Source organism: Halorussus halophilus, assembly GCF_008831545.1.
Taxonomy (GTDB): Archaea; Halobacteriota; Halobacteria; order Halobacteriales; family Haladaptataceae; genus Halorussus; species Halorussus halophilus.
This window is the reverse complement of the sequence record NZ_CP044524.1, coordinates 425,994-439,724: the sequence shown is the minus strand read 5'-3', so window position 1 is coordinate 439,724 and position 13,731 is coordinate 425,994. Positions and strand designations below refer to the sequence as shown.

At 61.3% G+C, this 13,731-nt stretch carries 15 protein-coding genes; 9 read left to right on the top strand and 6 right to left on the bottom strand.

The annotated features are described in order from the left end of the window. Nucleotides 1-49: 49 nt before the first annotated feature. From F7R90_RS20165 to F7R90_RS20130, 8 genes are all read left to right on the top strand, one after another. Nucleotides 50-853: a creatininase family protein gene (locus F7R90_RS20165; RefSeq protein ID WP_158059355.1), complete on the top strand. Its 804-nt coding sequence runs from the start codon at nt 50-52 to the stop codon at nt 851-853. A 78-nt stretch (nt 854-931) separates the two neighbouring features. Then, the gene (locus tag F7R90_RS20160) at nt 932-1,849 is read left to right on the top strand and encodes a DMT family transporter (protein ID WP_158059354.1); all 918 of its coding nucleotides are present in this window, start codon (nt 932-934) and stop codon (nt 1,847-1,849) included. Between the two features lie 50 nt (nt 1,850-1,899). Further along, nucleotides 1,900-2,685 (top strand): HFX_2341 family transcriptional regulator domain-containing protein, encoded by a 786-nt coding sequence (locus F7R90_RS20155; protein ID WP_158059353.1) that lies wholly within the window; start codon nt 1,900-1,902, stop codon nt 2,683-2,685. 81 nt (nt 2,686-2,766) lie between these two features. Further along, nucleotides 2,767-3,150, top strand: coding sequence for a hypothetical protein (locus F7R90_RS20150; protein ID WP_158059352.1), 384 nt, complete (start codon nt 2,767-2,769; stop codon nt 3,148-3,150). Between the two features lie 75 nt (nt 3,151-3,225). After that, nucleotides 3,226-3,414 carry a hypothetical protein gene (locus F7R90_RS20145; RefSeq protein ID WP_158059351.1) on the top strand — a complete coding sequence of 63 codons (189 nt, stop codon included), beginning with the start codon at nt 3,226-3,228 and terminating at the stop codon, nt 3,412-3,414. A 4-nt stretch (nt 3,415-3,418) separates the two neighbouring features. Then, nucleotides 3,419-4,246, top strand: a complete 828-nt coding sequence (locus F7R90_RS20140) for a hypothetical protein (RefSeq protein ID WP_158059350.1) — start codon at nt 3,419-3,421, stop codon at nt 4,244-4,246. Nucleotides 4,247-4,488: 242 nt separating this feature from the next. Further along, a complete protein-coding gene (locus F7R90_RS20135; protein ID WP_158059349.1) occupies nt 4,489-5,610 on the top strand; it encodes an MBL fold metallo-hydrolase in 1,122 nt (373 codons plus the stop codon). Nucleotides 5,611-5,630: 20 nt separating this feature from the next. Then, nucleotides 5,631-6,914 (top strand): MFS transporter, encoded by a 1,284-nt coding sequence (locus tag F7R90_RS20130; protein WP_158059348.1) that lies wholly within the window; start codon nt 5,631-5,633, stop codon nt 6,912-6,914. An 86-nt stretch (nt 6,915-7,000) separates the two neighbouring features. On the opposite strand, the gene F7R90_RS20125 is transcribed toward F7R90_RS20130, so the two are convergent. Both F7R90_RS20125 and F7R90_RS20120 read right to left on the bottom strand, forming a co-directional pair. Beyond that, the gene (locus F7R90_RS20125) at nt 7,001-7,666 is read right to left on the bottom strand and encodes an O-methyltransferase (protein WP_158059347.1); all 666 of its coding nucleotides are present in this window, start codon (nt 7,664-7,666) and stop codon (nt 7,001-7,003) included. 69 nt (nt 7,667-7,735) lie between these two features. After that, a complete protein-coding gene (locus tag F7R90_RS20120; RefSeq protein WP_158059346.1) occupies nt 7,736-8,299 on the bottom strand; it encodes a DUF7282 domain-containing protein in 564 nt (187 codons plus the stop codon). A 181-nt stretch (nt 8,300-8,480) separates the two neighbouring features. Here F7R90_RS20120 and F7R90_RS20115 point away from each other — a divergent pair, with 181 nt between their 5' ends. Continuing rightward, complete coding sequence (locus F7R90_RS20115) at nt 8,481-9,566, top strand: LeuA family protein (protein ID WP_158059345.1); 1,086 nt, start codon at nt 8,481-8,483, stop codon at nt 9,564-9,566. 20 nt (nt 9,567-9,586) lie between these two features. Here F7R90_RS20115 and F7R90_RS20110 read toward each other — a convergent pair whose 3' ends face one another. The 4 genes from F7R90_RS20110 to F7R90_RS20095 are packed head-to-tail and all read right to left on the bottom strand — an operon-like array spanning nt 9,587 to nt 13,728. Next, nucleotides 9,587-10,789 (bottom strand): CaiB/BaiF CoA transferase family protein, encoded by a 1,203-nt coding sequence (locus F7R90_RS20110; protein WP_158059344.1) that lies wholly within the window; start codon nt 10,787-10,789, stop codon nt 9,587-9,589. Then, nucleotides 10,786-11,952 carry an ABC transporter ATP-binding protein gene (locus tag F7R90_RS20105; protein ID WP_158059343.1) on the bottom strand — a complete coding sequence of 389 codons (1,167 nt, stop codon included), beginning with the start codon at nt 11,950-11,952 and terminating at the stop codon, nt 10,786-10,788. Before F7R90_RS20105 ends, F7R90_RS20110 begins: the two co-directional genes overlap by 4 nt. Before the next feature lies 1 nt (nt 11,953). Further along, on the bottom strand, nt 11,954-12,820 hold the full coding sequence (locus tag F7R90_RS20100; protein WP_158059342.1) for a carbohydrate ABC transporter permease: 867 nt from the start codon (nt 12,818-12,820) through the stop codon (nt 11,954-11,956). Next, entirely contained in the window at nt 12,817-13,728 is a 912-nt protein-coding gene (locus F7R90_RS20095) for a carbohydrate ABC transporter permease (RefSeq protein ID WP_158059341.1), read from the bottom strand. Before F7R90_RS20095 ends, F7R90_RS20100 begins: the two co-directional genes overlap by 4 nt. Between the last annotated feature and the right edge of the window lie 3 nt (nt 13,729-13,731).

Below are 13,731 nucleotides of genomic sequence, written 5' to 3'. Positions count from 1 at the left end.
CACGTCGCCCCGCGCCAAAAGCTATGCCGCACCGTCACGAACTGCCGACATGTACCTCGCCGACCGGACGTGGCCGGAGTTGGGTGACTACGTCGCCGAAGAATCGCTCGCCGTCGTCCCACTCGGGTCCACCGAACAGCACGGCCCGCACCTCCCGCTCTCGACGGACCACCGTATCGCAGAGTCGCTCACCCGCGAAGCGGCAGAGCAAACGGGGTATCTCTGCACGCCCACAGTCAACGTCGGTGTCAGCCCGCACCACAAACAGTTCCACGGGACGATGTGGGTGGACCCGCCGCAGTTCCGCGATTACGTCGAGAGTTTTTCGCGCAACCTTGCGTACCACGGCATCGACCGCATCGTCTACGTCAACGCTCACGGCGGCAACATGCAACACCTGCGCGAAGTCGGCAGACGACTCCGTGAGGACGAGGTTGCCTACGCCGTCGAGTGGATGTGGGACGAGTCGATACCGGACCTCGTGAGCGACATCTTCGAACACAACGGTCCCCACGGCGGCCCGAAGGAGACGGCGATGATAATGCACATCGCGCCGGAACTAGTTCGAGAGGAGAAGTTAGAGGAAGCACGCGACGGCGGTCTGGTGGACTTCTCGGAAGGCGACGCCTACGTCCACGGCGCGCGCAACTTCTACGACGCCATCGACAATACCGAGAACGGCGTTCTCGGGGACCAAACCGATGCGACCCCCGAGAAGGGGGCACTGCTCTTCGAGAAAGCCTGCGAGCAACTGGTACAACTGCTGGAGTGGATAGCCGACAAGCGATTTTCCGATCTGATGGCGAAACCGCACGTGGACCCGCAACCGGGGAGTCGGAGAACAGAGAAGTAACGAGATCAGTGCTGTAGTCCCAATAGTAACGACAGTAACGAGAACAACTACACTGTCGGCGATTCCCTACCGGCAGGCGTGTTCGATTCCACGTCACTGGAGCAAGCAGTTCCGACCGTCTCAGACCACACTCGTGCCGTCTTCGAAGCGGTGCTCGTCACGATACTCTGGTCGTCGTCGTACGTCTTCATCAAAATCGGTCTCACGGACATTCCCGCGTTGCCTTTCGCGGGGTTGCGATACGGACTCGCCGCCCTGGTGTTGTTTCCTATTTTTGTTCACCGGGGCCACCATCGGTCGGTAGCTAGGGCGAGTCACAGACAACTGGTCACACTCCTTGCGCTGGGACTAGTCCTCTACGCGGTGACCCAAGGAGCGCAGTTCGTCGCGTTGAATCACCTCCAAGCGGCGACAGTCAGCCTCGCGTTGACGTTCACACCGGTCGTAGTCGGCGTCGGTGGGTTCGTCGCGCTCGCCGAGTCACCGACGACTCGTCAGTGGGTCGGTGTGACCGTCTTGCTGATTGGAGCATTCGCATACTTCCGGCCGGAAACTGGGTCAGTGGGCGACAGTTTCGGACTCACAGTGATGACTCTCGGACTACTCAGCAACGCCGTGGGATCGGTGCTTGGGCGGCGAATCAACCACGGGTCGGAACTCTCGCCGCTCGCGGTGACTACGGTTAGCATGGGAGTCGGAGCGGTGGTCTTGTTAGTTACTGGTCTCTCCGTGCAGGGAGTTCCATCGTTGGAACTAGACGAATGGGCAATCGTCTGCTGGCTTGCGCTGGTCAACACCGCTGGCGCGTTCACCCTCTGGAACCGGTCGCTCCAAACGCTCACAGCGGTCGAATCGAGCGTCGTCGGCAACACGATGCTGGTGCAGGTTGCGCTACTCGGGTGGTTCTTCCTCGGCGAGTCCCTCTACCCACACGAATTGGTCGGGATTGCTGTAGTCAGTGTCGGTGTCTTGGTGGTCCAGTTAGATGGAAACTGATAGTAACGATAGTTCCGAACTATTTTCTCGTTCGTCTCTGACGTTCCAGCATGGACGGGTCACCAGTTCCCGAACGCGTCCAGGTAGTCCCGTTGGGCTTCGAGTACGCTCGACTGAAACGACCGATACTCGAATGGAAAGCTGACAAGGTGGTCGCCGTCGAGTATAGCGAGAGCGAGACCGGAGTCCACTACCTCGAAGCACTGCTGGCCGAACTCGCTGACAACGAACGAATCGAACTCGAACGACGACAGTGCGACATCTTCGACCTCTACGATACGCTCGGCACCGTCGCTAGAGCTATCCACGACCACGCGAACGACGACGTGTACGTCAACATCTCCGGCGGGAGCAAGATAACTGCAGTCGCCGGGACGATAGCCTGCATGGCGACGGGTGCAACGCCCATCTACGCCAAACCGGATTACGGACCAGAAGCAGACAGAGTACCGCCGGAACCGCTTCACGAAGCCGTCGAACGGACGTTCTCACTACCCAACTATCCTATCGACAGTCCCTCTTCGACTCACGTCGCTTTCCTGCGGTTCATCGCCGACCGTACGCAGAATGCGAGCAGTTCGAGCGGTGTGAGCGGCCGGTACCGAGGAGTGAGTAAGAAAGGACTCATCGAGTTCGCCCGCGAAGAGCAATTCCCCTTCGTCGTCGAGTCTTCGGCGGGGACGGAGAAAGGATTCTACAGACTGCTCGACCGTCACGTCGTGGGACCTCTGACCGAGAAAGGGTACGTCGATACCGAGAAGGTCGGTCGTCGGAAGTACCTCTCGTTGACCGAAGCGGGCGAAAACGCGCTCCGAGCGTACAGACATCTCGTCTAAGTGGGGATTTCTTGAATTGGGAGCCTTTACCTGACATAGCAACCAGAGGGCGTAACCGACGCACTACCGTTCACTTGCCCCATGCCAAACGGCCCTTACACCGACGACGAGTACGACGACACGTACAAGGAAGTCCACGGGGACGAACCGACGCGGGACCAGTACACCGAAGGAGCGACCGACGACACCTTCTTCCCGTCCGGCGTCGGTGACCGGTTCTCGCCCTCCGGTTGGGGAATCTGGCCGTCAGACGAGACGACGGAGAGCGACCTCGAAGAGTCGGCGACCGACAGCACGACTAACACGGATTCAACCGGCGAAAGCTGGTGGCAGGAAGGTCTCGCCGGAATCCTGTTGCTCGCTGGCATCGTGTTGTTCTTCGTCCCGGAACCGGTGACGTCTGGCATCGGCGTTCTCCTCGTCGCTGGTGGCGTCCTCCTGTGGGTCGCCGACTGGCTGACCTAACGACATCGTTCGATTTTCCGTAGCGGTCCTAGCGAGCGTCTACACTTAACCATCTCCCGCCCATACTCTGGTCCCATGGCCGAACGAGTGCCGAGGGGGCCGACGGGGGTACTGGTGTTCGGGAGTTCGCTCCGATTCGTCGAGGACCCGCTAAGGTTCGTGGAGGGGTGCGCACGGGTGTACGGTGACCACGCACCGAAGCTTGTGCCGACGATGGCGCTTCATCCCGAGCAACCCGTGGAGTTCGAGGTACGAGCGCACTAATCTCGTGACGACGCCCGGAACCGCACGCTCGTGGCGTACACGCGCTCGGCGCGTCGCGGCGTACTGGTTCACCTACGCGAGTCTCTTCGCGCCAATCCTCGCGTCGGTCGGACTGCTCGGCTACCTCATCAGCGTGGAGAACGCGCTCGTCAGATTGCTGAGTTACGTCGTCGGTGCCGTCGTCGTCTGCCTGTTCGTGAGTGCCGTCGCGCAGGCTGGACTACGAGCGATTCTCGGTGGTCGCCGCGTCGTGCGAGATTACTGGCGGGCGAACACGCCGCCGTACGGGGAGTTGTCGGACCCCGATTCGAACTCCGACCTTCCCGTCCGCGACGACAGCCTCGAACGCTCGTGGCAGAGCGCGCGTCGATTCGCCAAACTCGGCGTTCTGACATACGTTCTGATAACGCCGGTCGCGCTCTACCTCGTCGTGGAACAGCCACCGATAGCGGTCTCGGCAGCCAATTCGACCGTCGTTCGGCTAATCGCTATCGTGGTCGTGACACTCCTCCAGATTCCGACGCCGATTTTCGACCACCCGTTCTTCGCTGGCGTCCAGCCTACCACGGAGTGGGACACCCTATTGCTCGCACTGCTCGTCGGCGTTCCGGCACCGTTCGCCGTTCTTGCGCTCGACAACTTGGTGTACGCGTTGGTCAGAGAACACGAGCGGCGCTATCGGGCGGTCGCGGCGACGGTTCGTCGCGCAGTTGCAACTCGGACCTTTGCGCGTCTCGGTCGCTCACAGTGGGTGTTGCTGTTCTGGGACGGGGCGGTGAGTCTGTTCGTGATTTCTCTGGTGTTGGTCGGTGCGCAGGCAGGATTGGAATGATTCAGAGAGGAAAACACCAGTCGAGAATCGTGCGAATCGTCGCACCCCGCACTAATAGTGCATAAATAAAACAATACCCGCGGTCGTGGAGTACACAATACTCGTTCCGGACGCGTCCCGCACTTCCAAATAAGGTGGTTCGAAAAGCAAGTAGTGGCGCAGGAGTTCACGGATATCCCGTTCCGGCAGTCTGCACTGTCGCCAGCAGATTTAAACGTGAGTAGTTCACAGTTGTGTATGCAATGAGCAATACAGGATTCGCGCCCTCGAAAGTCGCGCGACAAGTACGAGACGACACCGAAGACTTGTTCGTCCTCGACGTTCGACGGCAAGAAGACTACGAAGAGTGGCAGATACCGGGAAGTACGAATCTGCCGATCTACGACGAACTCCTCGATTACGACTACTCCTCGCTCGAAGAACATCTCGACGAACTACCCGAAGACCGTGAGATAGCGGTCGTCTGCGTCGCTGGCATCACCTCCGCACGTGCCGCCGAGTTCCTCCGCGAACATGGCTACGACGCCGAGTCCATCGACGATGGCATGAACGGATGGGGCCGCGTCCATCGCCAATACGACATCGACGCGTCCGACAACGTCGTCCAAATCGTCCGCCCCGGTACGGGTTGTGTCTCCTATTTAGTCCACGACGGCGGGGAAGCGGTCGTCGTCGACCCCTCGCTGTACATCGACGAGTACCTGAACGCAGCAGACGAGCGTGACCTCGACATCGTCGGTGTGGCGGACACGCACGCACACGCAGACCACGTGTCCGGCGCGGGACGACTTGCCGGTGAACTCGACGTCCCCTACTACCTCCACAGTGAGGACGCTGGCGACCTCGACGTCGTGACCGAGATAGCGGATGGAGACACCATTCAGGTCGGCAGTCGAGAACTCGACGTCTACCACACACCCGGCCACACACCGGGTAGCGTCTCGTTCGAGTACGGTGACGCGCTACTTTCCGGGGACACACTGTTTCTCCGGAGCGTCGGTCGCCCCGACCTCGAAGACAGTTCCGAAGACGCCGTCCGTGAGGCCGCAAGTCGGCTATTCGACAGCCTCGAAGACCTGACTGCCCTCGACGACGAGACTGTCGTCCTCCCCGGACACTTCAGTGACGAGGAGATTCGGCCGCTGGCGACGGAACTCGGTGACCTCCGTGAGAAGACGACCAACGAACTGCTGGGCTACGTCGAGGACGACGACGAGACCGCGTTCGTCGAGACCATCGTAGAGAGTCTCGCCGACGAACCCGCGAACTACAACGAGATCAAGCAGATCAACTGGGGGAAAGAACAGCCAGACGGTGACGTCGAGTCGCTCGAACTCGGCCCGAACAACTGCGCGGCTAACTAACGACCGAGGCCGTTTACCCGATGACGTACACTCAAGGTATCCGACGGAATTGGTCGCAGTTTGCGTTACAACTCCTCACCGTATTCGCCGTCGGCCTTACCATCGGCGTGGAGCGCAACGTCGTGCCCATCATCGGCCGAGACGTTCTCGGCGTCGAGTCGATTCTAGTCATCGGGTCGTTCGTGGTGAGTTTCGGGTTCGTCAAAGCCCTACTCAACCTCTACGGCGGAAAGTGGTCCGAGACGTACGGTCGGAAGCCGATACTCGTCGCTGGCTGGCTCGTCGCGCTTCCGATTCCGGCGATTATCGTCTACGCTCCCAACTGGTGGTGGATCACTGTCGGGAACGTCCTCCTCGGCATCAACCAAGGACTGTCGTGGAGTATGAGCGTCAACGCAAAGATAGACCTCGCAGGAAGTGACGCCAGAGGGTTCGCCGTCGGTCTCGACGAAGCGTTCGGATACGGTGGGGTTGCTCTCGGGACGTGGATTACGGGCGTAATCGCCGCCCAGTATGGTCTTCGACCGGCACCGTTCTACTTCCTCGCGGGAGTCGTCGTCGTCGCACTCGGTATTTCGGTCCTATTTGTGGAGGAGACGCTACCGTACGCACAGACCGAGGCCGAGGCCGACGACGAGACAGACGACACGGACGCCGATCTCCCGTTCGTCGAGATACTCAAGCGCGCGACGTGGGGGGACAAGACGCTGTTTGCAGCGGCCCAGGCCGGGAGCGTCGAGAAGTTCGTCGACGCGCTCGTTTGGATCGCGTATCCACTCTATCTCACGACCGAGGGCTTGTCGGTCGCACAAGTCGGCGTCGTGGTCGGTGTCTACGGTGGAGTTTGGGGGGTACTCCAACTCTACACCGGAAAACTCGCCGACGACATCGGTCGGCGACCGCCAGTGGTCGCGGGGATGTTCGTCGCGGGTTTCGGCGTGCTTGCGACCGCCCTCGTTCACGGCTACTGGCTCTGGGTCGTGACGGCCGGGGTAACGGGTGTCGGCATGGCCTTGCTCTACCCGAACCTGATTACAGTCGTCGGAGACGCCGCACATCCGACGTGGCGGGCGACTGGCCTCGGCGTCTACCGGATGTGGCGTGACGCTGGCTATGGATTCGGAGCGATTCTGATCGGCGTGACTGCAGACTTCGCGTCGATTCAAGCGGCGTTCTACGGCGTCGCGGCGGCGATGTTCGTCTCGGGCGGTCTCGCGCTGGCTTGGATGCGGGAGACCCATCCTACTCGCGGAGACTACACACCACCGGTCGAACCCGGTTCCGACATCTCGTGTGACGATTGACGAGCGGACGGTCTCTGCAGATGGACACCTTTCCTACAGATGACGGGGTTCTGTCGGGCACCGCGGTGACGATAGAATGTGCCTGTTCAGTTGCGATAACTCACCGCGATGCCCTCACCGAGCGGAATCACGCTCGTCTCGAACTCGTGGCTGTCCCGGACTTCGAGTAGGTAGTCGGCGATGCCGCGCGTCTCCTCGTCTACGTCCGAGGGACTGCCGCCCTCCACGATTTCCGTGATCTTCTCGAAGTCCTGAATGCCGCTCTCCATGGCGTTGTCCGCGATGACGACACCGCCTTCCGCGACCTTCTCGCGGACGGCGTCGAGTGCGTCGGGGTAGCCGCTCTTGTGGCAGTCGATGAGTACCACGTCGAAGGGACCGTCGTACTGTTCGATGGTCTCCAACGCATCACCGTCTTCGAATCGTGCTTGGTCGGCGTAGCCGCCGCGTTCCAGATACTCGCGGGCCTGCTGGAGTTCGTCTTCGTCGTGTTCGGTCAACACGATTTCGCCGTCTGCGGGGAGTGCTTCGGCGAACCAGTACGCAGAGTAGCCGAATCCCGACCCGAACTCGAAGATTCGCTCCGCACCGACCATCCGGGCCGCGAGTCGGAGGAACCCACCGACTGCTGGGCCAACCGTCGGAAAGCCTATTTCCTCGCCGTGACGTTCCATCTCGACCAGTACGTCGTCTCTCTCGGGAACCATCGCGCGCACGAATCGGTCGGTCTGCTCCGGAAGCACGTCGCTCATGGTCCCACGTTCGCACGCCGAAAACGTAACTGTTGGTAGCCTGGCTGTTCTTCAGCCTTCCCGTCCTCTCTACTCCGAAGCGTTGCGCCGCCGGTCGTCACCGGAAACCGTCACGAACGAGACGGCGCTGACCGGCAGGCGACCACGAACGTACGGTCCGTCGGTCACGGAGACGTTCGAAGCGTTCTGTGCGGTCGTTGCGGCCTGTCGGGCCGCCGTGGCGTTGAAGTCGAATCGCTGGTTGTCGTTGGTGTCTTGGTGGGGCACTGCGACGAGGACCTGCGAGCGCCCGATAGAGGTGTTCAGCGTGACGGTGACGTTCTCGTGGTCGCCCGGTTCGAGATACGTCGAATTGCCCAACAGCGTGCCGTTCTGTGCGAAGATGACGACGAACCCACCCTCCGAGACGTTGGTCGCGTTCACGACGACGGCCGACCCGTTCGACGGTTGGTCGCTGAACGTAACCGTCGCGGATGCTTCCGTCGTCTGGTTCGTCTGCGTATCTTGCGAGAGCGACTCTGCAGAAGTTGTGCCAGTGTCGCTCACAGCAGTCGCGCCGACGACTGCGCTCATTCCACTCGTGACGAGGAGCGTTGCGACGAGGATGACCCCAAATTTCGCGCGTACTGTCATTTCCGCGTCGATGCTCGACAGCGCCGAGAATAAACGAGCGCGACTGTTCGCCGCAATTCGTCTCGGAAACACCCTAATACGAAGATTAAGTCGAACTTATGAGGGACGTTTCGATAGTTTCGGCGACCTTTGGGTGAGCTAATCGGATAGCGCCTTGCTGAGGAAGCGCGTAGCTCAATCGATGAAACTTCTCGACGTGACGCTCCGCGAAGGAGAACAGCGTGCGGGGACGACTTACACCGTCGAACAGAAGGTCGAAGCCGCCGAACTGCTCTCTCTTCTCGGCGTCGAGTACGTACAAATCGGCTTTCCGGTCGCCGACGACCGCACGCATCGCGTCTGTGAAACGCTCGACATCGAAGCGAAAACAACCGGTATCGCTCGCGTCATCGACGCCGACATCGACGCGGCAGTAGACGCAGGTGTAGACGTAATCGATTGCTTCGCACCGACGAGCGACCGCCAGCGAACGCAGTTGCTCGACGTCGAACGTGACGAACTTCAACGACGAATTGACGGCGCTATCGACCGTGCCCACGAGACGGGCCACGAGGTCCACTTCACGGCGATGGACGGCTTTCGAACCAGCCCCGACGTTCTCGCAGCACTCGCGAAGAACGTCGGTGCCGAGTACGTCACTGTCGCCGATACGGTCGGCGGAACGACGCCGGGAGGCGTCCGAGAGACTCTGAACGCACTCGATTCGCTGGGCGTCGATTTTTCCACGCTCGGCGTCCATTTCCACGACGACCTCGGCGTTGCGACTGCGAACGCGCTCGTCGCAGCGGAGTTCGGGGTCGGAAAAGTAGACGTCTCCGTAGCGGGTGTCGGCGAGCGCGCGGGCAACACCGCGCTCGAAGAGTTCGTCGTTTCGGGCGCAGTTGGACCCGAGCCAGTCGAGGTGAGCGTCGAACGCGAGCGGCTACTTTCGCTCTCGCGGTCCATCCTCGACACACTCGGGGAAAAAGTTCCACCCGGCAAATCACTTCTTGGTCGAACAGCGTTCCAGCACGAGTCGGGACTTCACACCGCCGCGATGTTGGACGACCCGGCGACCTTCGAACCGTTCGACCCCGCAACCTTCGGTGGCGAGCGAACGCTGTTGTTCGGCGCGGCGACCGGTCGCGGTGGTGCCCGGCGACTGCTGGAACGGGCCGACCGAGAACCCACAGCAGAGAGAATCGACAGACTGCTGGATGCGCTCCGAACCGAAGGAGGAGATTTAGAACTCGTGGACGCCGTCGCCCTCGCCAAAGAAGTCGAGTGAGTGACCCTGACCCCCTCCCTTCAAACCGCGCCCTGTTCTCGCAGTGCCTCTATTTCCTCGGCGGTGTAGTCGAGTGCCCGAAGAATCACTTCTGTGTCCGCACCGAGACGTGGCGGGTCGCTGGAGGTGATGCGCGGGAAACCGGAGGCGAGGACGGGAAAACGCGGGACGCGGACCGTCCCACCGTCGCCTTCGACGGCCTCGACCGTCGTCAGTGCGTCTGTCGCTTCTAGATGTGGGTCCGAGCAGACGGCGCGAGTGTCGTTGACGGGCGCGACGGGGACACCTGCGTCCCGGAGTAGTTCGAGAAGTTCGTCGGTCTCGAACCTACGGAACTCCGCGTGGAGAATCGCATCGAGTTCTTCGGCGTTCGCTCGGCGCGCTTCGGCCGAGTCGAATCGCTCGTCTTCGTGGAGCGAGCAGTCGAGGGCTTCGCAGAGCGCGACCCACTGGCGCTCCGAGGACGGGCCGACGAACACCCAACTCTCGTCGCCGGTTCGAAACACGTCGTAGGGCGACCAGTTCGGATGTCCGGCACCGAGCGGCTCCGGCACCGCGTCGTACGCTTCGGTGTACGCCAACCAGTACCCCATGAGCGCGACGGTACTCTCGAACAGCGGGACCTCTACCTTCTGGCCCTCGCCAGTCGTCTCTCGCTGTCGGAGGGCCGCGAGGATTGCGATTGCCCCGTACAGCGACGCGGTCATGTCGGCGATGCTCGTCCCGACTCTGACGGGCGGTTGACCGGGGTTCCCCGTCACGCTCATCAGACCGCTCATCGCCTCTGCCACGGGGTCGAGTGCCGGATACCCTTCGTAAGGGCCGCGATTGAACCCCTTGATGGAACAGTAGACGAGTTCGGGACGATTCACACGAAGGTCCTCGTAGCCGACGCCGAGTCGTTCGACGGTGCCGGGACCGAAGTTTTCGACCAGTACGTCGGACTCTTCGAGAAGTCGCTCGAAGACGGTGCGGCCGCCCTCGGACTTCAAGTCGAGCGTGACGCTCAGTTTGTCCCGATTGACGTAGTTGAACGAGCTGTTGCCGACCGGACTCGAATCGCGCACGGAGTCGCCGCCCTCCGGATGTTCGATCTTGACGACTTCCGCGCCGAGGTCCGCGAGCAAGAGCGTGCAGAACGGCCCGGCGACGATGTGGCCGAGTTCGAGGACGGTCACGCCGTCGAGTGGCATCGCTGGTTCTGAATCGCTCGCTATCGTCATTGTACCGACTCCGGACGTTCGGCATCCAGCGAATCGCCGAACAGAATCGTCTCGCCCTCGGCGTCGAAGACGAACACGTCGCGGCGGTCGAAGCCGACGACGAGACTGTCGCCGTGGTCGAGGCCGCCGACTGCGTCTGTCACCACGTCGATGCGAGTCCCGTCGGCAGTTTGGGCGTGGACGACGGACTCGGTCCCCAGCGGTTCGACGACTTCCACGGTAATCTCGAAGGTGTGTTCGCCGCCCGCAGGGGTGAGGTACTGCGGTCGGATACCGACGCCGACAGTCTCTCCCGCTCGCTTCCCCAGCGTATCGCCCGGAATCGGAATCGTCAAGCCGTGTCCTTCGAGGACGACTCCCTCACCGTGCCCGTCGCTGTCTCCGTCACCAGTGGCGTCGTCACGGTTTCTAACTGTACAATCGACCACGTTAGTCGATGGCGTCCCGATGAATCGGGCGACGTACTCCGAGTCGGGGTAGTCGAACAGCGTCTTCGGCGGGTCGAACTGCGCGACGTGGCCTTCTTTCAGCAGGACCACGTAGTCGCTCATCGTCATCGCCTCCGTCTGGTCGTGAGTGACGTAGACGACGGTCGTATCGAGTTGCTGGTGGAGTCGCTGGACTTCCACTCGAAGTTCGGCTTTCAGTTTGGCGTCTAAGTCGCTCATCGGTTCGTCGAGCAAGAGAACGTCGGGGTCCTGGACGAACGCGCTCCCGAGCGCGACTCGCTGTTGCTGGCCGCCCGATAGCTCTGCTGGCTTCTTTTCGAGTTGGTCCGAGATTTGAAGCGTCGCTGCGGCTTCCTCGATGCGCTCGTCTCGCTCTCGCTTCGGAACGCCCGCGATTTTGAGGCCGTAGCCGACGTTCTGCCTCACCGTCATGTGCGGGTAGAGCGCGATAGACTGGAACACCATCGCCACGTTCCGCTTCTGTGGAGGGAGGTCGGTCACGTCAGTCTCGCCGAAACATATTCGACCGCTGGTCGGCGATTCGAGTCCGGCAATCATCCGGAGCGTCGTGGTCTTTCCGCATCCGGAGGGGCCGACGATGGTGGTGAACGACCCTGCTGGAATCGAGAGAGTCACGTCGTCTACCGCGACGTGAGTCGTGCCTAGGGTGCGATACTCCTTGCGTACGCCGTCGAGCGCGATTTCTTTGGCCATGTTATTCGATACCTCCGACGCTGAATCCCTGTAGGAGATAATTTTGGAGGAACAGCGCGATGAGGAACGGCGGAATGCAGATGAGCAACGAGACGGCCATCGTTTCGCCCCACCCGATAGTCACGCGGTCCAAGAAGAGACTCGCACCGACCGTGATTGGGTACATCGTGTCTTCGCTCATCACTACCCGCGACATCGTGAAGTCGTTCCACGCGACCGCGAAGGAGAAGATGGCCGCCGAGATGTAGCCCGGCCGAGCGACCGGGAGTACCACGTCCCAAACGGTGCGCCAGCGACCTGCTCCGCGCACCCACGCCGACTCTTCGAGTGCGATGGGAACGGTCTGGAAGTACTGCCACATGAGCCAGATGGAGAACGGTGCGGAGATGGCAGTCAGTGCCAGTGTGAGCGCGAAGTAGCTGTTGAGCATCCCGAGCGCGAAGAAGATGACGTAGAGCGGAATCGCCAGCACGATGGGGCTGAACATGTAGGAAAACAGCACCGCTCTCGCCGCGACGGTTTTCCCCGTGAACTCGAATCGAGTGAGACCATAACCCGCCGCGACGGCAATCGCCGTCGATAGCAGTGTCGAACTCCCCGTGACGATGAGGCTGTTCGTGAAATACCGCACCGTCAGCGTCGAATCGAGGAGGACGCGAAAGTTCCGCAGCGTGAGTTCTGTCGGAACGAGATTGACCCGGCCACCCGCGAACGTCGCCGCTGGCGTCTGGAGCGCGATGACGGCCATCACGTACACCGGGACGGTGACGAACACCGCCACGAGCAGTGCAGTGACGTAGAGCGCCACCCGTTTGAGTCGCTGTTGGGTGCTGAACGAAAGCTTCGGAGTACGCTCGGCGAAGCTCACGTCGCCACCTCCTCTTCGGGCGAGAACGCCCAGAAGTAGACGACTGCGCCCGCAGCGAGCAGGAAGAACATGATGCCCGCGAGCGCGGTGGCCTGCCCGAAGTCGATTTCGCGGAACGCTATTTGGAAGACCCGAATCGGGAGCGTCGTCGTCGCTTCGAGCGGACCGCCCCGCGTCGAGAGGTAGATGATGTCGAACTTGTTGAACATCCAGATGCCCCGAACGAGGAGGATGATGAGGATTGCTCCCCGCAAGTGGGGAAACGTAATGTCTCTGAACGCCTGCCACGTCGTCGCGCCCTCGACCCGAGCGCGCTCGTAGAGTGCCCCGTCGATGGCCTGCAAGCGCGCAAGCAGGATGAAAAACGAGAACGACCCGAACTTCCAGACGCTCGTGACGACCACGGCGGGCATTGCCCACTGCAGCGTCGAGAAGAAGGCGATGGGGTCCTCGATGACCCCGAACTGTTCTAAGTACTGGTTGAGGATGCCGACGTTCGGGTCGAGGATGAACTTCCACATGAAGATGACCACCAGCGTTGGCAAGAGATACGGGAATATCATCATCGTCCGGAGCGCGGACCCGCCCCGAATCTGCTGGTTGACGACCAGCGCGAGGCCGAGACCGACGAGCAGACTGAGGGCCGTCGTGGAAACCGCGTAGACGACGCTGTTCCAGAGGAACCCCCAGAAGGACGGTTCTGTGAGTAGTGCGACGTAGTTTCCGACGCCGACGAACGCGGGGTCTCTGACCGGGTTGGTGAACAGACTCATCGCCAACGCGTAGACGATGGGCACGACCCACACGACGACGAAGAATACCAGTAGCGGGACGAAACACGCGAGCAACAGCAACGACGCGCCGTCGAACCGCGTCGTCGGAAGTCGCGTTCGGAGTTCGGTACTCATCGA

Coding starts and splice junctions, on each gene's coding strand:
- F7R90_RS20165 (WP_158059355.1), top strand. CDS start 50: ATGTACCTCGCCGACCGGACGTGGCCGGAGTTGGGTGACTACGTCGCC.
- F7R90_RS20155 (WP_158059353.1), top strand. CDS start 1,900: ATGGACGGGTCACCAGTTCCCGAACGCGTCCAGGTAGTCCCGTTGGGC.
- F7R90_RS20150 (WP_158059352.1), top strand. CDS start 2,767: ATGCCAAACGGCCCTTACACCGACGACGAGTACGACGACACGTACAAG.
- F7R90_RS20145 (WP_158059351.1), top strand. CDS start 3,226: ATGGCCGAACGAGTGCCGAGGGGGCCGACGGGGGTACTGGTGTTCGGG.
- F7R90_RS20135 (WP_158059349.1), top strand. CDS start 4,489: ATGAGCAATACAGGATTCGCGCCCTCGAAAGTCGCGCGACAAGTACGA.
- F7R90_RS20130 (WP_158059348.1), top strand. CDS start 5,631: ATGACGTACACTCAAGGTATCCGACGGAATTGGTCGCAGTTTGCGTTA.
- F7R90_RS20125 (WP_158059347.1), bottom strand. CDS start 7,666: ATGAGCGACGTGCTTCCGGAGCAGACCGACCGATTCGTGCGCGCGATG.
- F7R90_RS20120 (WP_158059346.1), bottom strand. CDS start 8,299: ATGACAGTACGCGCGAAATTTGGGGTCATCCTCGTCGCAACGCTCCTC.
- F7R90_RS20115 (WP_158059345.1), top strand. CDS start 8,481: ATGAAACTTCTCGACGTGACGCTCCGCGAAGGAGAACAGCGTGCGGGG.
- F7R90_RS20110 (WP_158059344.1), bottom strand. CDS start 10,789: ATGACGATAGCGAGCGATTCAGAACCAGCGATGCCACTCGACGGCGTG.
- F7R90_RS20105 (WP_158059343.1), bottom strand. CDS start 11,952: ATGGCCAAAGAAATCGCGCTCGACGGCGTACGCAAGGAGTATCGCACC.
- F7R90_RS20095 (WP_158059341.1), bottom strand. CDS start 13,728: ATGAGTACCGAACTCCGAACGCGACTTCCGACGACGCGGTTCGACGGC.